The sequence below is a fragment of the Stenotrophomonas sp. 10N36 genome (assembly GCF_056395005.1).
The window spans coordinates 167,710-188,455 of sequence record NZ_JBFTIS010000001.1 but is presented as its reverse complement, the minus strand read 5'-3'; the positions used below and the strand labels follow the sequence as shown (position 1 = coordinate 188,455).

Below are 20,746 nucleotides of genomic sequence, written 5' to 3'. Positions count from 1 at the left end.
TCACACCAACGCGGCGCGACGCTTTTCATCGATCCACTTGGACGCCTGCGCCGGCTCATAGGCGCGCATCCAGTCCAGCATGGCGTCGATGTCCGAGCCGTACCAGAGGTCGGCGCGCTGCTCCGGGTGCAGGAAGCGCTCTTCGACCATGCGGTCGATCATGCCGATCAGCGGGGCGTAGAAACCATCGACGTCCAGGAACGCGCACGGCTTGTTGCCGATGCCGAGCTGGCGCCAGGTGAGCATCTCGAAGATCTCTTCCATGGTGCCGAAGCCGCCGGGCAGGGCCACGAACGCGTCGGACAGCTCGAACATGCGCGACTTGCGCTCGTGCATCGAGCCGACGATCTCCAGCTCGGTCAGGCCGCGGTGGGCCACTTCCCAGTCGGCCAGCTGCTGCGGGATCACGCCGGTCACTTCGCCGCCGCCGGCCAGCACGGCATTGGCCACGGTGCCCATCAGGCCGACGTTGCCGCCGCCATAGACCAGGCGCAGGCCGTCGCGGGCGATGCGGTCGCCCAGCGCGATGGCGCGCTCGGTGTAGATCGGCTTGCTGCCGGGGTTGGAGCCACAGTAAACGCAAATCGACTTCATTGGATCTTCCTGTGTTCGGAACGGGTGCGGCGGAAACGAAAAAGCCCCGCCGATGACCGATGTTCCGGCCTCGTGACGGGGTTCGTTCCGCGAATGCGGGGGGTGATTATCGCGCGTTCGTGGCGCGGAGGCCAATCGGCCCATCGCCGGTAGAGCCGACCGCTGGTCGGCTGCCATTGCCCGGGTAGAGCCGACCGTTGGTCGGCTGCCGTGTCGCGGAACCGACCGTGCGGGTTCACACCCGCACGGCCACGGGCCTCAAGYCGCCTGCGACTGCTCCCGGCGCGGGCCTTCCTTCAACGCCCGGCCCACCAGCCCCACCAGCAGGTCCAGCTCTTCGCTGTCCATGCCGAAATGCGGGGTGAAGCGCAGCGAGTTCTCGCCGCCGTGGATGACGTTGATGCCGTGGTTGCGCAGCCATTCCTCGGTGGAACCGGCGCCGTAGCACTTGAACTGCGGGGCCAGCTCGCACGAGAACAGCAGGCCGGTGCCCTGCACCTTGGTGATCAGGCCGCCCAGCTCGCTCTTGAGCTGCTCCAGCTTGCGCACCGCTTCCTCGCCGCGCACGCGGATGTTGTCGCGCACCTGCGGGGTCAGCAGCGACAGGGTGGCGCAGGCCACGTCCAGCGCACGCGGGTTGGAGGTCATGGTGTTGCCGTAGATGCCCTTGCGGTACAGCTGCGCGGCATGTTCGGTGACCGCCAGGACTGACAGCGGGAACTGCGCCGCGTTGAGCGCCTTGGAGTAGGTCTCCATGTCCGGCGCGTCCAGGCCCTCGAAGCCGGGGTAGTCCACCAGCGACAGCACGCCATGCGCACGCAGGCCGGCCTGGATCGAGTCGATCAGCAGCAGGCTGCCGTGCTGGCGGGTCAGCTCACGGGCCAGCGCATAGAACGACGGCGGCACCGAACGGCCCGGGTCGCCTTCGCCCATCACCGGCTCCAGGAACACCGCTTCGATGAACCAGCGGTTCTGCTCGGCCTCGGCGAACACGCGCTTGAGCGCCTCCTCGTCGTACGGGGCCAGGGCGATGACGCTGTCTTCGCCGCGGTAGCTTGCCAGATGCTGGGTGTAGGTCTTGCGGCTGGAATCGGAGTACAGGCCGGGGCGATCGGTGCGGCCGTGGAAGCTGCCCTTGATCACCACCCGCTTGATCTTCGCGCCGGCATGGCGGGCGCCCGGGTCGGTCTGCAGTTTGGCGTTGACGTCGGCGATGCGCGCGGCCAGGCCGACCGCCTCGGAGCCGGAGTTCAGGCACATGAAGTGGCTGAACGGGCAACCGCCGCGACGGTGGCCGATTTCCTTGCGCAGCGCCTGGATGAAGCGCTGCTGGGACAGGCTGGGCGTCATCACGTTGGCCATCACCTGCGGGGCGGCCATCGCCTCCATCACCGCCTCGGGGGTATGCCCGAAGCCGAGCATGCCGTAGCCGCCGGCGTCATACAGCACCGCACCCTTCAGGGTGACCACCCAGGAGCCGCGGGCGGCGAGGGCGACATACGGGGTCACCGCATCGTCGGCATAGAAATTGACGAAGCCGTCCTGCATCGCATCGATCTGGGCGCGTTCGTCGGCGGCCAGCAGCGCGCCAAGGTCGGCGCGCACGCGCTCGAATTCGGCGGCGGCAGCGTCGATCGCGGCAACCAGGTGCGGATGGCCAGCGGCCAGGCGTTCCAGCGTGGCGTCATCCAGGCCGGCGGTGAGGCGGGTGCCGGGCTGGGCGCGAAGGGGGGCGAGGCGTTCGATGAAGCTCATTGCAGATCTCCTGAAACAATTGGCGGCACGGCGCAAAACGCAAAACGCGCGTCTATTCGCGCGCGCTCGGGGTATTCCTGCTCGTGCATCTGACTTCCAGCCCGATGCTATCACGCGGTTTTTCGCGCGATAACCCCGTTAAAAACTGTTGCATAGCAGCATTTTGCGCGACGTTCGGTAAAAGCTGCGTTGCCACCGAGGGCCAGTCGTACAATGGCCGACATTGCCTACACGTTGCCGTGCGCTGCCTTGAAGAAGTCCGATTTCAACTACGAACTGCCGCCCGAGCTGATTGCCCAGGCGCCCCTGGCCGAACGCTCCGCCAGCCGCCTGATGCTGGTGCCGCAAGCGCCGGCCGCCTTCGATCACCGCCATGTGCGCGACCTGCCGGACCTGCTCAACCCGGGTGACCTGCTGGTGTTCAACGACACCCGCGTGATCCCCGCGCGCCTGTTCGGGCAGAAGGCCAGCGGCGGCCGGGTCGAGATCCTGATCGAGCGCCTGCTGGGCGCGCAGCAGGCCCGTGCCCAGGTGGGCGCGAGCAAGTCGCCCAAGCCCGGTAGCCGGATCGCGCTGGACGCGGGCGGCGAGGCGGAGGTGCTGGGGCGCGATGGCGAGTTCTATGTGCTGCAGTTCCACGTGCCCGAGGCATTGGAGCAGTGGCTGCTGCATGCCGGCCGGCTGCCGTTGCCGCCTTACATCCAGCGTGAGCCGGGGCTGGACGACCGCGAGCGCTACCAGACCGTGTTCGCCCGGGAAGTGGGCGCGGTGGCCGCGCCGACCGCCGGCCTGCATTTCGACGAAGCGCTGCTGGCGGCCTTGAAGGACAAGGGGGTTGATTTCGGCCATGTGACCCTGCACGTGGGCGCCGGCACCTTCCAGCCGGTGCGGGTGGACGACCTCACCGACCACGTGATGCACCGCGAATGGCTGAACGTGGGCGCCGAGCTGGTCCAGCAGGTGCGTCGCACGCGCGCCGCTGGTGGGCGGGTGATCGGGGTGGGCACCACGGTGGTGCGCGCGCTGGAAAGCGCGATGCGCGACGGCGAACTGCTGCCGTATGCCGGCGAGACCCAGATTTTCATCACGCCGGGTTACCGGATCCGCAGCGTGGACGCGATGGTGACCAACTTCCATCTGCCGGAAAGCACGTTGTTGATGATGATTTCGGCGTTTGCCGGCCAGGCGCGGGTGTTCGAGGCCTACAGGGCCGCGATCGCGGAGAAGTACCGGTTCTTCAGCTATGGCGACGCGATGTTGTTGTTCCCGCAGGGGTGAATTGAGGGCAGCCGGCCCACGGGCGGCCGACCAACGGGCAGCCGACCAACGGTCGGCTCTACGTCGGTGGCGCGCGGCCGATGAAATGACGGGTCCGCCGTGCGGGTGGGCGGCCGACCAACGGTGGGTCCACGCGTTCGGGTAGGTACCGGCCGTTGGCCGGTACGGTTGGCGGGCACGATCTGTGCCCGTCCGGCCCCCGCCGGCCATCTCCGCCGCTTTTCGGCGATAATCGGCAATTATTTGCCCGAATCCCGCTCCATGTCCCGACTCCAGTTCCAGCTCCAGACCACCGACGGCCGTGCCCGCCGGGGCCGCCTGACCTTCCCCCGTGGCACCGTGGAAACCCCGGCCTTCATGCCGGTGGGCACCTATGGCTCGGTCAAGGGCATCCTGCCGGAGCAGATCCGGGCGCTGGGCGCGGAAATCATCCTGGGCAACACCTTCCACCTGTACCTGCGGCCGGGCCTGGACGTCATCGCCGACCACGGCGGCCTGCACGGCTTCGCGCGCTGGGATGGCCCGATCCTGACCGATTCGGGCGGTTTCCAGGTGTTCTCGCTGGCCCATCGCCGCAAGATCACCGAACAGGGCGTCACCTTCTCCTCGCCGAACGACGGCGCACGCGTCTTCCTCGGGCCGGAAGAAAGCATGCGCATCCAGAAGGTGCTCGATTCGGACGTGGTGATGATCTTCGACGAGTGCACCCCGTACCCGGCCACCGAGCCGGTCGCGCGCACCTCGATGGAACTGAGCCTGCGCTGGGCCCAGCGCAGCCGCAACGCGCATGACGAACTGGGCAACGACGCCGCGCTGTTCGGCATCGTCCAGGGCGGGGTCCACCACGACCTGCGCAGCCGGTCGGCCGAGGGCCTGCAGAAGATCGGCTTCGACGGCTACGCCATCGGCGGGCTGGCCGTGGGCGAGCCCGAGCACGAGCGCAACGCCATGCTCGACCACATGCACCCGATCCTGCCCGCCGACCGCCCGCGCTACCTGATGGGCGTGGGGCGCCCGGAAGATCTGGTCGAAGGCGTCGCCCGTGGCGTGGACATGTTCGATTGCGTGATGCCCACCCGCAACGCCCGCAACGGCCACTATTTCACCTCGGCCGGCACCATCCGCATCCGCAACGCGCGCTACCAGCGCGACATGGACACCATCGAGCCGGGCTGTGGCTGCCACGCCTGCACCAGTGGCTACACGCGTTCCTATCTGCGCCACCTGGACCGCTGCAACGAAATGCTGGCCCCCATGCTGGGCACCATCCACAACCTGTATTACTACGAAAAGCTGATGGCCGACATGCGCGCGGCCATCGAGGCGGGAACCTTTGCCGCCTTCCGTGAGTCCTTCTACGCAGCCCGTGGCATGGCCACGCCGGCGTTGTAAGGGCCACGCGCAGTCCAAATCCGCGCGCAAACCCTGCCAAACGGCCCAAGGACGAACTCCCGGGCCCATGGCATACTTCGTGGCTGACCCCCGTTTCGCGGCGACTCCCCGGCCCACCTGGGCGGGGCGCCTCCCAACCCAAGGACACAAGATGAACCTGATCGCTTTCCTGATTCCCGCCGCCCACGCCCAAGCTGCCGGTGGCTCGCCGCAGGGCGGCATGGGTCTGACCACGCTGCTGTTCCCGATCATCCTGATCGCGATCATGTACTTCCTGATGATCCGCCCGCAGATGAAGCGCCAGAAGGAACACAAGGCGATGCTGGAGAAGATCAAGCGCGGCGACGAAGTGCTGACCAACGGCGGCATCGCCGGCACGGTCACCGACATCGGCGACAACTTCATCACCCTGGAAGTGGCTGACAACGTGCGCATCCGCGTGCAGAAGGGCGCCGTGGGCAACGTGCTGCCCACCGGCACGCTGAAGTCGGCCAACTAAGCCACTCCTTTCCGAAGCACAACCGCGGCGCCGGGATGGGCGCCGCGCGGGACCCAAGCAATGCTCGAATTTCCACGCTGGAAGTATTTCCTCATCCTGATCGTGCTGGCGCTCAGTACCCTGTACGCGCTGCCCAACGTCTATCAGAAGGACCCGGCCGTCCAGATCACCGCCAACCGTGGCGGCCAGATCGACGATGCGCTGCGTGACCAGGTGCTGGCCGACCTCAAGAAGGCCGGTATTGCCACCATGGGCGCGGAAAAGGAAGGCGACAGCCTGATCGTCCGCCTGCCGGACCTGCAGGCGCAGGCCGCCGCCAGCGACACGCTGCGCGACAGCGTGGGCGAAAACTACGTGGTGGCCCTGAACCTGGCCTCGACCGTGCCGGACTGGCTGGCCAAGCTGGGCGGTCGCCCGATGGTGCTGGGCCTGGATCTGCAGGGCGGTGTGCACTTCGTGCTGCAGGTCGACCAGAAGGCGGCCCTGGACAAGCGCCTGGATGCCTACGCCGAAGACGTGCGGACCAGCCTGCGTGATGCCCGCGTGGCCTACCAGTCGGTGGAGCGTCGCCCGGACAACAGCATCGTGGCCACCATCAGCCCGTCGGCCGGCGAAGAAGCGGTCACCAAGGCGCGTGATGTGATGGCCAAGGCGCAGCCCACCCTGGGCTACAACGTCACCGGCAACCGCATCGCCATCACCGTGCCGGAAACCGAGCTGAGCCAGATCGCCAACGGTGCGATCGAGCAGAACATCAATACGCTGCGCAACCGCGTCAACCAGCTGGGTGTGGCCGAGCCGATCATCCAGCGCCAGGGTGCCGACCGCGTGGTCGTGCAGCTGCCGGGCGTGCAGGACACCGCCGAAGCCAAGCGCATGATCGGTGCCACCGCGACGCTGGAATACCGCGCCGTGGTCGATGGCAACGCGCAGGACGCCATCACCAGTGGCCGCATCCCGCCGGAAGCCAAGGTCTACCAGCGCCGTGACAACGGCGGCCCGGTGCTGCTCAACAAGCGTGTGATCGTCACCGGTGACCAGATGGTCGCCGCGCAGGCTACTACCGACCAGAACGGCTCGGCCGCGGTCAGCGTGACGTTGAACAACGTCGGCGGCCAGCGCATGTTCGACTTCACCAGCGCCAACGTGAACAAGCCGATGGCCGTGGTCTACACCGAGCGCATCCCCACGGTGAACATGGTCGATGGCAAGGAAGTGCGCAGCTTCCGCGTCAAGGAAGAGGTCATCTCGGTGGCCAACATCAACGGCGTGTTCGGCAAGAACTTCCAGACCACCGGTCTGGAGAAGAAGGAAGCCGAAGACCTGGCCAAGCTGCTGAAGTCCGGCTCGCTCGCCGCGCCCATGGACTTCGTGGAAGAGCGCGTGGTCGGCCCGAGCCTGGGTGCCGAGAACGTGCAGAACGGTATCACCGCCGTGGTCTACGCGTTCCTGTTCACCCTGGTGTTCTTCAGCGTGTACTACCGCATGTTCGGCGTGATCACCTCGCTGGCGATGCTGTTCAACCTGCTGATCGTGGTGGCGGTGATGTCGATGTTCGGTGCCACCATGACCCTGCCGGGCTTTGCCGGTCTGGCGTTGTCGGTGGGCCTGTCGGTCGACGCCAACGTGCTGATCAACGAGCGTATCCGTGAAGAGCTGCGGGCCGGCATGCCGGGCAAGACCGCCATCGTGACCGGTTACGACCGCGCCAGCGGCACCATCCTCGACGCCAACCTGACCGGCCTGATCGTCGGTGTGGCCCTGTACGCATTCGGTACCGGTCCGCTGAAGGGCTTCGCGCTGACCATGATCATCGGTATTTTCGCCTCGATGTTCACTGCGATCACCGTATCGCGCGCCCTGGCGACGCTGATCTACGGCCGTCGCAAGAAGCTCCAGAACGTGGCCATCTGACGGGACGACTCGCACAATGAAACTGTTTCCGCTGCACATCCTCCCGAACGACACCAAGATCGACTTCATGCGGTGGCGTCATGCCGCCATGGTGGTCACCCTGCTGCTGTTCATCGGTTCGATCGCACTGATCGCCACCAAGGGCTTCAACTACGCGCTGGATTTCACCGGCGGCACCCTGATCGAGGCCCGTTTCGAGCGCAAGGTGGACGTCGAAGACGTCCGCGCCAAGCTCGAAGCCAACGGCTTCGAAGGTGCCCAGGTGCAGAGCTTCGGTGGCAACACCGACCTGCTGATCCGTCTGGCGCCGCAGGGCGAGCACGCACCGGGCACCGGCAACTCGGCCAGTGACCAGCGCACCGCTGCTGCGGTGGTCAAGGCGATCTCGCTGAGCGACAACCAGGCCACCATCCAGCGCAACGAGTTCGTTGGTCCGCAGGTCGGCAAGGACCTGGCGATGAACGGGCTGTACGCCACGCTGTTCATGCTGGTGGGCTTCCTGATCTACATCGCGTTCCGCTTCGAATGGAAGTTCGCGATCACCGCCAGCATCGTGGCCCTGTTCGATCTGCTGGTAACGGTGGCCTACATCTCGGCCACCGGCCGCGAGTTCGACCTCACCGTGCTGGCCGGCCTGCTGTCGGTGATGGGCTTTGCCATCAACGACATCATCGTGGTGTTCGACCGCGTCCGCGAAAACTTCCGCAGCCTGCGCGTGGAGCCGCTGGAAGTGCTGAACCGTTCGATCAACCAGACGCTGTCGCGTACGGTGATCACCGCGGTGATGTTCTTCCTGTCGGCCCTGGCGCTGTACATGTACGGCGGCACCTCGATGGAAGGCCTGGCCGAAACCCACATGGTGGGCGCGGTGATCGTGGTGCTGTCCTCGATCCTGGTGGCCGTGCCGATGCTGACCATCGGCGCCCTGCGCGTGACCAAGCAGGACCTGCTGCCCAAGGCCAAGGACATCGAGGCGCTCGAGCGTCGTCCGTAAGCCACCGGCTGCAAGAAGCACCTGAAAAGCCGCGCCCTGCGCGGCTTTTCTTTTGCGCGGCGGCAAAGCCCAGCCGGGCAGAGCCCGGCTCTACGGGGCGTAACAGCGCGTAGAGCCGGGCTCTGCCCGGCTGCTCTTCTCTCCGCGCGCAGCCCACTGTCGGGCGAGGGACGGGATGGGCGTGGCGGGACCGTTGGGCCGCATGGATGCGGACCACGAGCCCCCAAGGATGGGTTTACGGCGTGTCCCGCCATGCCCATCCCGTCCCTCGCAACACCGGGGCAAGCAACCCGCCATACACCCCCGTCGGTTGTGAAACACCGCCCCGCACACTACGATCCCATGCGTTCCGCGCAGCCGCCCCGGTGGCGCGCACCGCCCCTTTTCATCGCGCAGGCCCGGCCTGCGCCAGTCCAAACGAGGTTTCCATGGTCATCAAACCGCGTGTGCGCGGCTTCATCTGCGTCACCACCCATCCCGTCGGCTGCGATGCGGCCGTCAAGCAGCAGATCGACTACATCCAGGCCAAGCCGAAGATCGCCAATGGCCCCAAGAAGGTGCTGGTGCTCGGCGCCTCCACCGGCTACGGCCTGGCCGCGCGCATCACCGCCGCCTTCGGCAGCGATGCCGCCACGCTGGGTGTGTTCTTCGAGCGCCCGGGCACCGAAACCAAGCCCGGCACGGCCGGCTGGTACAACACCGCCGCCTTCCACAAGTATGCCGAGCAGGCCGGCCTGTACGCCAAGAGCGTCAACGGTGATGCCTTCTCCGATGAAGTGAAGGCCAAGGTCATCGAACTGATCAAACAAGACCTGGGCCAGGTCGACCAGGTGGTGTACAGCCTGGCCGCGCCGCGCCGCAAGCATCCCAAGACCGGCGAGATCATCAGCTCCACGCTCAAGCCGATCGGTGCGCCGATCACGCTGCGCGGCCTGGACACCGACAAGGAAGTGATCACCCAGACCACCATTGAACCGGCGACCCCGGAAGAAGTGGCCGGCACGGTGGCGGTGATGGGCGGCGAAGACTGGCAGATGTGGATCGACGCGCTGCTGGAAGCGGGCGTGCTGGCCGACGGCGCCACCACCACCGCCTTCACCTATGTGGGCGAAGAAATCACCCAGGCCATCTACTGGAACGGCTCGATCGGCGCGGCCAAGAAAGACCTGGACAACAAGGTGCTGGGCCTGCGTGAAAAGCTGCAGGCCATCGGCGGCGATGCACGCGTGTCGGTGCTCAAGGCGGTGGTCACCCAGGCCAGCTCGGCCATCCCGACCATGCCGCTGTACCTGTCGCTGCTGTTCAAGGTGATGAAGGCCAAGGGCACCCACGAAGGCTGCATCGAGCAGCTCGATACGCTGTATGACATCGTCTACGGCGGCAAGGACACCGGCACCGCGACCGAACGCCTGCGCCACGCGCTTACCGATGGCGACCGCCACGTTGACCTGATCGACGACGCGGGCCGCCTGCGTGCGGACTACAAGGAAATGGCGCCGGACGTGCAGGGCGAAGTGGTGGCCCTGTGGCCGCAGGTGACCAACGAGAACCTGTACGAGATCAGCGACCTGGCCGGCTACAAGGCCGACTTCCTGCGCCTGTTCGGGTTCGGCGTGGACGGTGTGGATTACGACGCCGACGTGGCCACCGACGTGCAGATTCCGAACCTGGTCGACATGGCCTGACCCAGGGCGCCCCAGCAGGGGCACGCCTGAGCTGCACTGCAAACGCCGGGATTACCCGGCGTTTGTCGTTTCCGTCCGCCGCGGCTGCCCACGTGCGGTCAGCACCGCCGCCAGAATCAGCGCGGCGCCGGCACAGCCGGCCGACGCCCACAGCATGCTGCTCAGCCCCGGCCCGTCCATCAGCTGGCCGCCGCTCCATGAGCCCAACGCGATGCCCACGTTGAACACGCCGACATACAGCGCGCTGGCCATTTCAACGGCGTGCGGCGCGGCCCGCATCACCCAGGTCATCAGCGCCACCGACACCCCGCCGTAGGCCAGGCCCCAGACCAGCAGCACGGCGGTGCCACCGGCGACCGTGTCGCCGAGGGTCAGAAACAGCACCGGCGTGAGCAGCAGGCCCAGCGCAATGGCCGCGACCGTCGGTGCCGTGCGGCGGGCAGCCGCGGTGCCGGCGAGGAAATTGCCGCCGATGCCCGCGATGCCGTAGCCGAACAGCACCGCACCCATCCAACGCGGATCGATGCCGGCCACGCCGACCAGCAGCGGCCGCACGAAGGTGAAGGTCATGAAGTGGCCGCCGACCAGCAGCAGCGTCAACAGCAGCCCCGCCTGCAAGGCCCGGTTGCCCAGCTGCCCGCGCAACTGCCGCAGGGTGGGCGACGACGCCACTGGCAGCGCGGGCATCGCCAGAAGATGCAGCGCCAACACCGCCGCGCTGAGCATCGCCATGCCGGCAAAGGCCCATCGCCAGCCGGCCAGGTCGCCGACCCAGGTGCCCAACGGCACGCCCAGCACCGACGCGGCCGCGACACCGCCGAAGATGATCGACGTGGCCAGGCCCACGCCCTCGGCCGGCACCAGCCGCGCCGCCAGGCCACCGGCGATGGCCCAGATGCCGCCCATGCAGAACCCCACCAGCACGCGGGCGGCGAGCAGCCAGTAAATATCCACCGCCAACGCCGAGGCCAGGTTGGCGACCACCAGCAGGGCCAGCAAGCCCGCCAGGACCCAGCGGCGGTCAATGCCCCCGGCGCCGATCACCGCGATCGGGGCGAACAACGCGGCCAGCAGCGCCGGTAGCGAGAGCGTCAGACCCACGGTGCCGGTGCGAGTGCCCAACTGTTCGGCGATGCTCGACAGCAGGCCGACCGGCAGCATTTCGGTGGTGACCACCGAGAACGTGGCCAGGCCGGCGGCCACCACCGCCAGCCATGGACGCAGTGCGAAGGAGGGGGCAATGGAAACGCGGGTCATCGGTCGGATCCTGCAGCAAGGGAGGCGGGCGCTTCGGCCGCATCGGGTGCGGTGCCAGTCTTGCCGGGCAGCCGCTGATGTACCCACAGCGTGGTGATCACCACCAACGCAGCACCGGTCACGGCGACCCCGAACCCTGCGCGTGCACCGGCGATATCCACGATCTGGCCGGCACCGGCCGCACCCATCGCCACGCCCACGTTGAGACCGGCCAGCAGCCAGGTCATGCCTTCGGTCAGCCGATGCGCAGGCACCAGCCGTTCCACGATCGACATCGCCACGATCATGGTCGGGGCGAAGAACACCCCGGCCACCAGCACGGCCACCGCAAGCGCGGCGATGCTGTCCACCTGCAGCAGGGGCAGGGTGGACAGCGCGGTTGCCATGCCGCCCAGCAACAGCAGCCGCCGCAGGGGCCAACGCAGCGACACCGCACCGAACAACAGGCCGGCCGCGCACGAGCCCAGTGCATAGGCGGACAGCACCACGCTGGCGGCACCGGGCACGCCGCGCTGCGCGGCGAAGGCGACACTGGTGATGTCCACGGTGCCGACAATCACACCCATCGCCACCATCAGCAACGCCAGCAGACGCACGTTCGCCACGCCGAGCGCCGACCCGTGGCGGTCGCCCGCATCGATGGGCTGCAGCGGCGGTTCGCTGCCGCGTTGCACGACCAGCGCGGCGACGCCCAGGGCCAACAGCACGGCGGCGGCGAACAGGCCGGCCAGCGGATCGATCGCCACCGACAGCCCCACCGCCAGCGGCGGACCGGCAATGAAGGTCACTTCGTCCAGCACGGTTTCCAGTGAGTAGGCGGTCTGCAGGCGCGGTTGCCCCCGGAACATGGCGGCCCAACGCGCGCGCACCATCGCCGACATGCTGGGCATGGACCCGGCCAGCACCGCCCCGGCAAACAGCGTCCATGCCGGTGCCTGCCGCCAAGCGGCCGCGAGCAGCAGCGCCATGCCGAACACACTGATCGCCGTGGCGACCGGCAGCACGCGCGATTGCCCATGGCGGTCCACCAGGCGTGAGATCTGCGGCGACAGCAGCGCGTAGGTGAGGACGAAGGTGGCGGCCACGCTGCCGGCCAGGGCGTAGCTGCCGCGCAGTTGCGCAAGCAGGGTGATGATGCCAATGCCGGTCATCGGCAAGGGCAGGCGCGCCAGCAACCCGGCCAAGGCGAAGCGCCCGGTTCCGGGGGCGGTGAACAACATTCGGTACGGGGCGAGCATCGGTGTTTCTCCAGGATTCGGCCGTCGGCCCGAGGGGCGGACGAACATACATACGGCGTGTATGAATAAAATCCTATATACATACGGAGTGAATGTAAATAATCATACGTACCGTATGTAAGGAGCTGACCGGATGGCCCGCCGTACCCGTGCCGAGATGGAAGAAACCCGCGCGGCCCTGTTGGCGACCGCGCACGCCGTGTTCACCGCGCAGGGCTATGCGGACGCCTCGATGGACGATCTGACCGCGCAGGCCGGGCTCACCCGGGGCGCGCTGTACCACCACTTCGGCGACAAGAAGGGATTGCTGCAGGCCCTGGTGGCGCAGCTGGACGCCGCCATGGACGCCCGCCTACAGACGATCTCGGCCACGGCGGCCGACCCATGGGACGGGTTCCGCAGCCGCTGCCATGCCTACCTGCAGATGGCCCTGGAGCCGGATATCCAGCGCATCGTGCTGCGCGATGCGCGCGCGGTGCTGGGCGGGGCATCACCGGAAGCGCAGCGCCATTGCGTCGCCTCGATGCAGGGCCTGATCGAAAACCTCATGCGCCTGGGCGTGGTGGCGGACGCCAACCCGCAGGCGCTGGCCTCGCTGATTTACGGCAGTCTGGCCGAAGCGGCGTTCTGGATAGCCGAGGCGCCCGAGGCGACCGAGCGTCTGCGCCAGGCACAGGCCGCGCTTGATCTGCTGCTGCGCGGCCTGCTGGCCACCCGGTAACGGGTCACGACCGTTGGTCGTGACGCAAGCCGGTAGGTCACGACCGTTGGTCGTGACGCCCCTTACGCGAAATCGAAATTCATCACCGGCCCGGCGGGGCCGACGAAGTCGCCCTGCACGTAGTCCACCCCGGCACTGAACAACAGACTCATCGAGTTGGCATCGGCGACGAACTCGGCGATGGTGCGGATGTTGGCCGACTGCGCGCGTGCGGTGATCTCGCTGATCTTTTCGCTGTGCTCGCGGGTGCTGGCCACATCGCGGGTGAAGTCGCGGTCCAGCTTGAGGAACTGCGGCTGGAAGTGCGCCAGCAACTGGAACGAATCCAGCCCCGAGCCGAACTGCTCCAGGCCGATCCGGCAGCCCAGCGGCGCCACGTCGGCCAGGAACTGCTGGGCATTGCGCAGGTGGGTGAACACCTTCGCTTCCGGCGCATGCAGCCACAGCCGCTCGCCCGGCACGCCCTGGGCCTGCAGTTCGCGGCGCAGGGTGGCCACCATCTGCGGGTCGTTGAACGATTCGGGGGTGATCTTGACCATCATGTGGGTGGGGTGGCCGGCGCGTTCGCGCTCGCCCAGCACGCCGATGGCGTGCGCCACCACCCAGCGGTTGATGTCGGCCAGCAGGCCATGTTCCTCGGCGATGCCCAGGAACGCGGTGGGGCTGAGCAGCTCGCCGTTGTTGTCCAGGCGCAGGTACGCCTCGTACAGCTCCAGCGGCTCGCCCTGCAGGCTCAGCACCGGCTGGTAGTGCAGCTGGAAGCCGTCGCCGCCCAGCGCTTCGCGGATGCGGGTGACCCAACGCTGGATGCGTTCTTCTTCCACCCGGTCGATGGCGGCCGGATCGAAGATGCGCGTGGTGTTGCCCAGTTCCGACGCCGCCTGCTGGCATTCGGTGGCGCGCGCCAATACTTGGCCGATGCTGGCGATCTTCTCGCCCACCTGTACGCCGCCGATGCTGACGGTGACCGTGGCTGAGCGCTCGCCGATGCTGAACACCTGGCCGGCGAACGCATCGCGGATCTGGTCAGCCAGGGCCACCGTCTGCGCGTAGGCCCCTTCGGTCAGCACCGCGAAGCTGTGTTCGCCAAAGCGGGCCACCTGTGCCACATCGCCGACGCTGGCGGCCAGCACCTGGCCCAGTGCGCCGATCAGCGCATCGGCCGAATCCAGTCCGATGTCCGGCAGCAGGCGTGCGTAGTGGTCCGGCTCGATCAGCAGCAGGCCGAACTGGCCCTCGCTGCGGCCGGCCTGGGCCACCGCGTTCTCCACGTGCAGCATGAAGGTGGGGCGGTTGAGCAGGCCGGTGACCTGGTCGCGCTGGCGCAGGTCTTCGACCTCGCGGGCCAGTTCCGGGTCGAACTCCATCCGCCGGCGGCGGAACACCACCTGCAGGCAGGATTCGCCTTCGTAGCTGGCCTGGGTGAATTCCATGGTGGCCGGGAATACCGCGCCGTCCTGGTTGCGCGCATCCACCTGGTACTGCGGCGGCGGCGCCTCCCCCTTGCTCATCGACTTGAGCAGCTGCTTGAAGCCGTCCACGTGCTGCGGGGCCACCATGTCCAGCAGCGAAATACCTTCGACGTCGTCGAAGGATTCGTAGCCGAACATCTCCAGGTACGCCTCGTTGGCGCGGATGTGCATGCCTTCGTGGACGTAGGCGATGGGGTCGCGCGAGGAGGAGATCAGGGCATCGCAGCGGCGTTCGGTTTCGCGCATCTGCGCTTCGATGCGGCGCAGCCCGCGGCGCGCGTGCAGGTCGGTCCACTCGTTGCGCACCACCGCCAGCAGGTGCTCGGGGCGGTTGCGCAGGGCGATGGCGCGGATGCCGTTGGCCCCGGCTTCCACCCATTCGTTCTCGTCGATCGACTCGGCCAGCAGGATCATCGGGATGTCCTTGCCGCTGGCCGCGATCTGCTGGGTGACCAGCAGCAGCGGAATGCTCTGCGCAGGCGCGGCCAGCACCAGGTCGATCGGCTGGCTGCCCAGGATCTGGGCCAGCTCCTCGGCGTGCTGCGGGCGCGCCGGGCGCACCGCGATGCCGCTGTTGCGCAGCGTGCTGACGATGGTTTCAGCGTTTTCACCGCTGTCATCCACGATCAGCAGGCGCACGGTCATGTCATTCGTGTTCTGCATTCACTACTCCCCGGACTGCAAACTTGATACACGATGGCTGTGGATACGTCCATGCGGCAAACGGTAGCCGGTCACGAATCCGTCGCCGGCTTACACCACCTGGCCTGCGGCATGGCCGCTGGCCCAGGCCCACTGGAAGTTGTACCCGCCCAACCAGCCGGTCACGTCCAGCACTTCCCCCACGAAGTGCAGGCCGGGGACCAACTGCGATTCAAACGTACTGGACGACACCTTGCGGGTGTCCACGCCCCCCAGGGTGACCTCGGCGGTACGGTAACCCTCGGTGCCGCTGGCCACCAGCGGGAAGCCCTGCAGCAACGCAGCGGCCTCGCGCAGCTGCGGTTCGTCAATCTGCTTGACCGGGCGGTCGGGCAGCCAGTGCTCGCACAGGCGCAGCGCCAGCCGCCGCGGCAGCACCTCGGACAGCACCGTGCGCAGTTCGGCGGCGCCGCGGTCGCGCTTCATCGCGCGCAGCCAGCCTTCCGCGTCCTGGCCTGGCAGCAGGTCCAGGCGCAGGTCGTCGCCGGGCTGCCAGAACGAGGAGATCTGCAGGATGGCCGGGCCGCTGATGCCGCGGTGGGTGATCAGCATGGAGTTGCTGAAGGCCACATCGTTGCAGCGCGCCGTCACCGGCAAGGCCACCCCGCTGAGGTCGTTGAAGCGTTCCTGGTGCTTGCCACTCAGGGTCAGCGGGACCAGCCCGGCGCGCGTGGGCAGCACCTCATGCCCGAACTGGCGGGCCAGCTCGTAGCCGAAACCGCTGGCGCCCAGGCTGGGGATGGACAGCCCGCCGGTGGCCACGACCAGCGAGGCGGCGTGGAACTGCCCCTGTGCGGTGGTGACATGGAAACCGTCGCTGCCGCGCTCGACCTTGGTGACCCCGCAGTCGGTGCGCACCTGCACGCCGGCGGCCTGGCACTCGTCCATCAGCATGCGCACGATCTGCTTGGAAGAGATGTCGCAGAACAGCTGGCCCAGTTCCTTCTCGTGGTAGGCGATGCCGTGGCGTTCGACCATCTCGATGAAGTGCCACGGCGTATACCGGGCCAGCGCCGACTTGCAGAAGTGCGGGTTGGCCGAGAGGAAATTGGCTGGCGTGGTGCCGGTGTTGGTGAAGTTGCAGCGCCCGCCGCCGGACATCAGGATCTTCTTGCCGACCTTGTTGGCATGGTCGATCACCTGCACCATGCGGCCGCGTTGGCCGGCGGTGAGCGCACACATCAGCCCGGCCGCGCCGGCGCCGATCACCAGCACGTCGCATGCAATGGGCTTCATCGCCTGGCTCATTCCTTGATGCGCTTGCGCCAGGTCGGGATCACGTCCAGCTGCATATGGTCGTTGATCAGCTGCACTTCGCCATCCTGGATCAGCACATTCCAGCGCATGGCGCGCTGGATCTGCTCGGCCCAGCGTTCCACGAAGGTGCTGTCCAGATCCAGCACCGAGAGGTTGTCGAAGCGCTCCAGGCCCTTGGCCTGCTTGCTCCACCAGATATCGGCGCCGTGCCCGGCGAAGGTGATCACCTGCACCTGCCGGCTGCGGTTGCAGGCTTTGCGGATGCGCGATTCGTCGGGCTGGCCCAGGTCGATCCACTGCAGGATGTCGCCGGTGTAGTCGCGGTGCCACAGGTCCGGCTCGTCGTCCGTACTCAGGCCTCGGCCAAACTCCAGGCGGTCCTCTGCATTCAGCGCGAAGGCCAGCAGGCGCACCATCAGGCGCTCATCGTTTTCCGACGGGTGCTGGGCCAGGGTCAGGTTATGGGTCGCGTAGTAGCCGCGATCCATGTCGCTGATCTGCAGTTCGGCCTTGCGGATAGTGGCGGTGAGGGCCATGGGGATACCGGGAGCAAAGAGGACCATGATAGTGGTTTGCCCCGGGGGTGTCCGGGGCGATGCTTCTGGAGGAGGGCGTTTGGTGGCACGCTGGGGCCTTCGCGGTCCGGTTGTCGCCCTGCATGTCACGTTCCCCGCCACGCCGTCTGGTCATCGACGGTGCTCCCTTTATCTGCAGCGTCCGGCGTGGGCCGGTCACCGCCGACCCGGCCTGGACGGTGCTGTCGGCCTACGGCGCCGGGCGCCGCCTGCGTATCCGCTTCGCTGCCGATCCGGCCAGCGGTCGCCTGTCGGGCGACGCGGGGCTGGCCACGGGCAGCGTGCGGACCGCCGACGGTCAGTGGATCAACCTGCACCGGCCGGCGGTGATGCGCGCGCTGATCGACGCCGGGCTGGCTGCAGCCGATGTGCGGGGCGATGAGCGTGATGGCTGGGCGCTACTGGCGGTGGTCACGCTGCCTGCCGATGCCGATGCCGATGCCGACGCTGGCAGCGGGGCATCGCCATGACCCCGCCCAGTCGCCTGCAGCTCCCTCCGGGCACGTGGGCAACGCTGCTCGACGGCCTGTGCGCGCGCTTCCCGCGGATCGACCGGGCGCAATGGGAAAGCCGCTTTGCACGCGGGCGGGTGCTGGACGCGCAGGGCAGGGCGCTGGCGCCGGACCGGGCGTGGCAGGTGGGGTTGGAGATCCAGTATTTTCGGGAGGTGGCCGAGGAGCCGGTGATTCCGTTCCTTGAAACGGTGGTGCATCAGGATGCGCATCTGTTGGTGGCCGACAAGCCGCACTTCCTGCCGGTCACCCCGGCCGGGGCGCATGTGCGCGAAACCCTGCTGGCGCGACTGGTGGCGCGCACCGGCAATGCGGACCTGGTGCCGCTGCACCGGCTGGACCGCCTCACCGCCGGGCTGGTGCTGTTCTCCACCCGCCCCGATACCCGTGACGCCTACCAGCGGCTGTTCCGCGAACGACGCATCGACAAGACCTACGAGGCGCTGGCCCCGGCGCTGCCCGGACGAACCTTTCCGCTGGAACGGCATACCCGGCTGGTAGCAGGCGAACCGTTCTTCCGCATGGCCGAAGTGCCCGGCGAGCCCAATGCCCGCACCCGCATCGAGGTCATCGACGCCGATGGCCCGATCTGGCGCTACCGGCTGCTCCCCGAATCCGGCCGCAAGCACCAGTTGCGCGTGCACATGGCCGCGCTGGGCGCCCCGATCGAGGGCGACGACCTGTACCCGGTGCTGCGCACGGCGGGCGAGGGCGACGCCGCGGCACCGCTGCAACTGCTGGCCCAGGCGCTGTCATTCATTGACCCGCTGACCGGCAAACCGCGTCATTTCAGCAGCGACCGGAAGCTCACAGCCAACGTGGCAACCCCCCGGTAGTGCCGGCCGCTGGCCGGCTCCCCGCAAAAACCCCGTAGCGCCGGGCTCTGCTATATGCCGTAGCGTTGGCCTCTGGGGCCGGCTCCCCGCAATGCCAGATTTCATGAGGAGCCGGCCAGCGGCCGGCACTACCGTGGCGTTTGGATTTCATGAGGCGCCGGCCAGCGGCCGGCAGCCCATGTGGCGCCCGAATTTCATGAGGAGCCGGCCAGCGGCCGCCCTCCCGGTTCAGCGCCCTGAACGCTTCGCCAGCCAGCGATCCAGTTCGGCCGCGAACGCCTGCCGTTCACGCGGGCCCAGCGGCGGTGGGCCGCCGGTCTGCACGCCGGCGCCGCGCAGCTCCTCCATGAAATTGCGCATCGACAAGCGCTCGGCCATGTTGTCGGGGGTATACAGCTGCCCGCGCGGGTTCAGCGCCACGGCCTGCTTGGCAATCACCAGCGCCGCCAGCGGGATGTCCTGGGTGACCACCAGGTCGCCGGCGGCCACCCGCTCGACGATGGCGCTGTCGGCCACGTCCAGCCCGGCCGGCACCTGAAGGAAATCGATCACCCGCGAGGGCGGGGTACGCAGCCAGTGGTTGGCTACCAGGGTCAGCGGCACCTGCACGCGCTCGGCGGCCCGGAACAGGATCTCCTTGATCACCCCGGGGCAGGCGTCCGCATCAACCCAGATGCGGCATATGGCGGAACTTGAATCGGGCATTTGGCTGATCTTAAGGTAGGAAAAGTCTGAATGGGGCGTGCGAAATCGTGTACGATGCGCCAATCCCTTGTCCCGTCAGGCGTGACGGGGGGATGGCTGAATAAACCAGCTATCGCTTTTTAGGTAAAACACGAGTATCGTCACCCACACTGTGTTTGCTAGGGTCACCGTGAATCGTGGCCTGGTGCAGTTGATCTCACGATCTGCTCATCGATCCGCTTTACCAACGCCTGCAACTCAGTCTCGGCTCCGATAAGCGGCGGCCGCGATTATTTCAACTATTGTTTCAGGAGTTAGTACATGTCTGATCGTCAGCAGGGCACCGTGAAGTGGTTCAACGATGCCAAGGGCTTCGGCTTCATCACCCCGGAAAGCGGCCCGGACCTTTTCGTGCACTTCCGTGCCATCCAGGGCACCGGCTTCAAGTCGCTGCAGGAAGGCCAGAAGGTGACCTTCGTCGCCGTGCAGGGCCAGAAGGGTATGCAGGCTGATCAGGTGCAGGCGGTCTAATCGACCCCCCGCTACCGTCAGGTTGCAATGAAACGCCGGGAGCGAAAGCTTCCGGCGTTTTTTATGCGGGGTGTTTTTTCATCCGTGGGCGGTCGATGACATCGGCAGGGCGCGTACCTCGTTACGATGTCGCTTTGAACCTGCGGACCCGTCAATGATCAAGGTGCACCATCTGGACCACTCGCGCTCGCAGCGCGTGCTGTGGATGCTCGAAGAGCTGGGCCTGCCGTACCAGTTGGTCAACTACCAGCGCGATCCCAGCACCTGGCTGGCGCCACCGGCGCTGCGCGAGATCCACCCGTTGGGCAAATCGCCGGTGCTGCAGGACGACACCCTGGTGCTGGCCGAGTCGGGGGCCATCCTGGAATACCTCGCCGACCGCTACGACAGCGCCCGCCAGCTGTCGCCCGAACTGCTGCCGGCCCAGGCCACCGAGCGCGTGCGCTACCGCTACTGGATGCACTACGCCGAAGGCTCGGCGATGCCGCCGTTGCTGTTGAGCCTGGTGTTCGCGCGGGTCCGCAAGGCGCCCATGCCGTTCTTTGCCAAGCCGATCGCCCGTGGCATTGCCGACAAGGTGATGAAGGGGTTCGTGGGCCCGCAGCTGAAGCTGCACCTGCAATGGATGGAGCGCGAGCTGGGCCAGTCGCCGTGGTTCGCCGGCGAACGCTTCACCGCCGCCGACATCCAGATGAGCTTCCCGATCCAGGCAGCTGCGTCGCGTGCTGGCAGCATGGACGCGTACCCGAAACTGCAGGGCTTCCTGCAGCGCATCGAACAGCGCCCGGCCTATCAGCGCGCCACCGAGCGCGGCGGCGCGCTGGACCTGGGCGCGGGCGCGGCGTGAACT

19 protein-coding genes are annotated in these 20,746 nt (G+C 67.3%); 11 read left to right on the top strand and 8 right to left on the bottom strand.

Annotation, left to right across the window (positions count from 1 at the left end; translation table 11 throughout):
- Complete coding sequence (locus tag AC1DCJ_RS00805) at positions 1–594, bottom strand: LOG family protein (protein ID WP_038688904.1); 594 nt, start codon at positions 592–594, stop codon at positions 1–3.
- Between the two features lie 258 nt (positions 595–852).
- Complete coding sequence (locus AC1DCJ_RS00800) at positions 853–2,349, bottom strand: aminotransferase class III-fold pyridoxal phosphate-dependent enzyme (RefSeq protein WP_478069866.1); 1,497 nt, start codon at positions 2,347–2,349, stop codon at positions 853–855.
- A gap of 213 nt (positions 2,350–2,562) precedes the next feature.
- On the opposite strand from AC1DCJ_RS00800, the gene queA reads away from it, so the two are divergent.
- From queA to fabV, 6 genes are all read left to right on the top strand, one after another.
- Positions 2,563–3,627 (top strand): tRNA preQ1(34) S-adenosylmethionine ribosyltransferase-isomerase QueA, encoded by a 1,065-nt coding sequence (gene queA, locus AC1DCJ_RS00795; protein ID WP_137189235.1) that lies wholly within the window; start codon positions 2,563–2,565, stop codon positions 3,625–3,627.
- Positions 3,628–3,888: 261 nt separating this feature from the next.
- Entirely contained in the window at positions 3,889–5,019 is a 1,131-nt protein-coding gene (tgt, locus tag AC1DCJ_RS00790; protein ID WP_128096752.1) for a tRNA guanosine(34) transglycosylase Tgt, read from the top strand.
- A gap of 151 nt (positions 5,020–5,170) precedes the next feature.
- The gene (gene yajC / locus AC1DCJ_RS00785; RefSeq protein WP_038688897.1) at positions 5,171–5,518 is read left to right on the top strand and encodes a preprotein translocase subunit YajC; all 348 of its coding nucleotides are present in this window, start codon (positions 5,171–5,173) and stop codon (positions 5,516–5,518) included.
- A gap of 60 nt (positions 5,519–5,578) precedes the next feature.
- Entirely contained in the window at positions 5,579–7,432 is a 1,854-nt protein-coding gene (secD, locus tag AC1DCJ_RS00780; RefSeq protein ID WP_137189236.1) for a protein translocase subunit SecD, read from the top strand.
- Between the two features lie 16 nt (positions 7,433–7,448).
- A complete protein-coding gene (gene secF / locus AC1DCJ_RS00775) occupies positions 7,449–8,426 on the top strand; it encodes a protein translocase subunit SecF (RefSeq protein ID WP_038688893.1) in 978 nt (325 codons plus the stop codon).
- A gap of 428 nt (positions 8,427–8,854) precedes the next feature.
- Positions 8,855–10,111 carry an enoyl-ACP reductase FabV gene (fabV, locus tag AC1DCJ_RS00770; RefSeq protein ID WP_428712701.1) on the top strand — a complete coding sequence of 419 codons (1,257 nt, stop codon included), beginning with the start codon at positions 8,855–8,857 and terminating at the stop codon, positions 10,109–10,111.
- 51 nt (positions 10,112–10,162) lie between these two features.
- On the opposite strand, the gene AC1DCJ_RS00765 is transcribed toward fabV, so the two are convergent.
- Both AC1DCJ_RS00765 and AC1DCJ_RS00760 read right to left on the bottom strand, forming a co-directional pair.
- Positions 10,163–11,368 carry an MFS transporter gene (locus tag AC1DCJ_RS00765; RefSeq protein ID WP_478069865.1) on the bottom strand — a complete coding sequence of 402 codons (1,206 nt, stop codon included), beginning with the start codon at positions 11,366–11,368 and terminating at the stop codon, positions 10,163–10,165.
- Entirely contained in the window at positions 11,365–12,606 is a 1,242-nt protein-coding gene (locus tag AC1DCJ_RS00760) for an MFS transporter (protein WP_478069864.1), read from the bottom strand. Before AC1DCJ_RS00760 ends, AC1DCJ_RS00765 begins: the two co-directional genes overlap by 4 nt.
- A gap of 133 nt (positions 12,607–12,739) precedes the next feature.
- On the opposite strand from AC1DCJ_RS00760, the gene AC1DCJ_RS00755 reads away from it, so the two are divergent.
- The gene (locus AC1DCJ_RS00755; protein ID WP_478069863.1) at positions 12,740–13,327 is read left to right on the top strand and encodes a TetR/AcrR family transcriptional regulator; all 588 of its coding nucleotides are present in this window, start codon (positions 12,740–12,742) and stop codon (positions 13,325–13,327) included.
- Positions 13,328–13,389: 62 nt separating this feature from the next.
- On the opposite strand, the gene AC1DCJ_RS00750 is transcribed toward AC1DCJ_RS00755, so the two are convergent.
- The 3 genes from AC1DCJ_RS00750 to AC1DCJ_RS00740 all read right to left on the bottom strand — a co-directional run bounded on the left by AC1DCJ_RS00750 (position 13,390) and on the right by AC1DCJ_RS00740 (position 17,294).
- Positions 13,390–15,462: a GGDEF/EAL domain-containing response regulator gene (locus AC1DCJ_RS00750; RefSeq protein ID WP_314403421.1), complete on the bottom strand. Its 2,073-nt coding sequence runs from the start codon at positions 15,460–15,462 to the stop codon at positions 13,390–13,392.
- A gap of 90 nt (positions 15,463–15,552) precedes the next feature.
- A complete protein-coding gene (locus AC1DCJ_RS00745; RefSeq protein ID WP_102100685.1) occupies positions 15,553–16,737 on the bottom strand; it encodes a BaiN/RdsA family NAD(P)/FAD-dependent oxidoreductase in 1,185 nt (394 codons plus the stop codon).
- Between the two features lie 8 nt (positions 16,738–16,745).
- Positions 16,746–17,294: a YaeQ family protein gene (locus AC1DCJ_RS00740; RefSeq protein WP_478069862.1), complete on the bottom strand. Its 549-nt coding sequence runs from the start codon at positions 17,292–17,294 to the stop codon at positions 16,746–16,748.
- Positions 17,295–17,416: 122 nt separating this feature from the next.
- Between AC1DCJ_RS00740 and AC1DCJ_RS00735 the strand changes: the two genes are divergently transcribed.
- Together AC1DCJ_RS00735 and AC1DCJ_RS00730 are read left to right on the top strand one after the other, a co-directional pair.
- Positions 17,417–17,803, top strand: coding sequence for a hypothetical protein (locus tag AC1DCJ_RS00735; RefSeq protein ID WP_478069861.1), 387 nt, complete (start codon positions 17,417–17,419; stop codon positions 17,801–17,803).
- The gene (locus tag AC1DCJ_RS00730) at positions 17,800–18,681 is read left to right on the top strand and encodes a pseudouridine synthase (protein WP_478069860.1); all 882 of its coding nucleotides are present in this window, start codon (positions 17,800–17,802) and stop codon (positions 18,679–18,681) included. Before AC1DCJ_RS00735 ends, AC1DCJ_RS00730 begins: the two co-directional genes overlap by 4 nt.
- A 228-nt stretch (positions 18,682–18,909) precedes the next feature.
- Here AC1DCJ_RS00730 and AC1DCJ_RS00725 read toward each other — a convergent pair whose 3' ends face one another.
- Positions 18,910–19,386: a YaiI/YqxD family protein gene (locus AC1DCJ_RS00725; protein ID WP_141058446.1), complete on the bottom strand. Its 477-nt coding sequence runs from the start codon at positions 19,384–19,386 to the stop codon at positions 18,910–18,912.
- Between the two features lie 300 nt (positions 19,387–19,686).
- Between AC1DCJ_RS00725 and AC1DCJ_RS00720 the strand changes: the two genes are divergently transcribed.
- Together AC1DCJ_RS00720 and AC1DCJ_RS00715 are read left to right on the top strand one after the other, a co-directional pair.
- Positions 19,687–19,896, top strand: coding sequence for a cold-shock protein (locus tag AC1DCJ_RS00720; RefSeq protein WP_017356920.1), 210 nt, complete (start codon positions 19,687–19,689; stop codon positions 19,894–19,896).
- A gap of 154 nt (positions 19,897–20,050) precedes the next feature.
- Positions 20,051–20,743, top strand: a complete 693-nt coding sequence (locus AC1DCJ_RS00715; RefSeq protein ID WP_478069859.1) for a glutathione S-transferase family protein — start codon at positions 20,051–20,053, stop codon at positions 20,741–20,743.
- Positions 20,744–20,746: the final 3 nt, after the last annotated feature.

Excerpts from the sequence above, each read along its gene's own strand:
- AC1DCJ_RS00740 (WP_478069862.1), bottom strand. The coding sequence starts at position 17,294 with ATGGCCCTCACCGCCACTATCCGCAAGGCCGAACTGCAGATCAGCGAC.
- AC1DCJ_RS00725 (WP_141058446.1), bottom strand. The coding sequence starts at position 19,386 with ATGCCCGATTCAAGTTCCGCCATATGCCGCATCTGGGTTGATGCGGAC.
- AC1DCJ_RS00745 (WP_102100685.1), bottom strand. The coding sequence starts at position 16,737 with ATGAAGCCCATTGCATGCGACGTGCTGGTGATCGGCGCCGGCGCGGCC.
- queA (WP_137189235.1), top strand. The coding sequence starts at position 2,563 with ATGGCCGACATTGCCTACACGTTGCCGTGCGCTGCCTTGAAGAAGTCC.
- AC1DCJ_RS00755 (WP_478069863.1), top strand. The coding sequence starts at position 12,740 with ATGGCCCGCCGTACCCGTGCCGAGATGGAAGAAACCCGCGCGGCCCTG.
- yajC (WP_038688897.1), top strand. The coding sequence starts at position 5,171 with ATGAACCTGATCGCTTTCCTGATTCCCGCCGCCCACGCCCAAGCTGCC.
- AC1DCJ_RS00765 (WP_478069865.1), bottom strand. The coding sequence starts at position 11,368 with ATGACCCGCGTTTCCATTGCCCCCTCCTTCGCACTGCGTCCATGGCTG.
- AC1DCJ_RS00760 (WP_478069864.1), bottom strand. The coding sequence starts at position 12,606 with ATGCTCGCCCCGTACCGAATGTTGTTCACCGCCCCCGGAACCGGGCGC.
- secD (WP_137189236.1), top strand. The coding sequence starts at position 5,579 with ATGCTCGAATTTCCACGCTGGAAGTATTTCCTCATCCTGATCGTGCTG.
- AC1DCJ_RS00720 (WP_017356920.1), top strand. The coding sequence starts at position 19,687 with ATGTCTGATCGTCAGCAGGGCACCGTGAAGTGGTTCAACGATGCCAAG.
- AC1DCJ_RS00730 (WP_478069860.1), top strand. The coding sequence starts at position 17,800 with ATGACCCCGCCCAGTCGCCTGCAGCTCCCTCCGGGCACGTGGGCAACG.
- AC1DCJ_RS00715 (WP_478069859.1), top strand. The coding sequence starts at position 20,051 with ATGATCAAGGTGCACCATCTGGACCACTCGCGCTCGCAGCGCGTGCTG.
- tgt (WP_128096752.1), top strand. The coding sequence starts at position 3,889 with ATGTCCCGACTCCAGTTCCAGCTCCAGACCACCGACGGCCGTGCCCGC.
- AC1DCJ_RS00805 (WP_038688904.1), bottom strand. The coding sequence starts at position 594 with ATGAAGTCGATTTGCGTTTACTGTGGCTCCAACCCCGGCAGCAAGCCG.
- AC1DCJ_RS00750 (WP_314403421.1), bottom strand. The coding sequence starts at position 15,462 with ATGCAGAACACGAATGACATGACCGTGCGCCTGCTGATCGTGGATGAC.
- fabV (WP_428712701.1), top strand. The coding sequence starts at position 8,855 with ATGGTCATCAAACCGCGTGTGCGCGGCTTCATCTGCGTCACCACCCAT.
- AC1DCJ_RS00735 (WP_478069861.1), top strand. The coding sequence starts at position 17,417 with ATGTCACGTTCCCCGCCACGCCGTCTGGTCATCGACGGTGCTCCCTTT.
- secF (WP_038688893.1), top strand. The coding sequence starts at position 7,449 with ATGAAACTGTTTCCGCTGCACATCCTCCCGAACGACACCAAGATCGAC.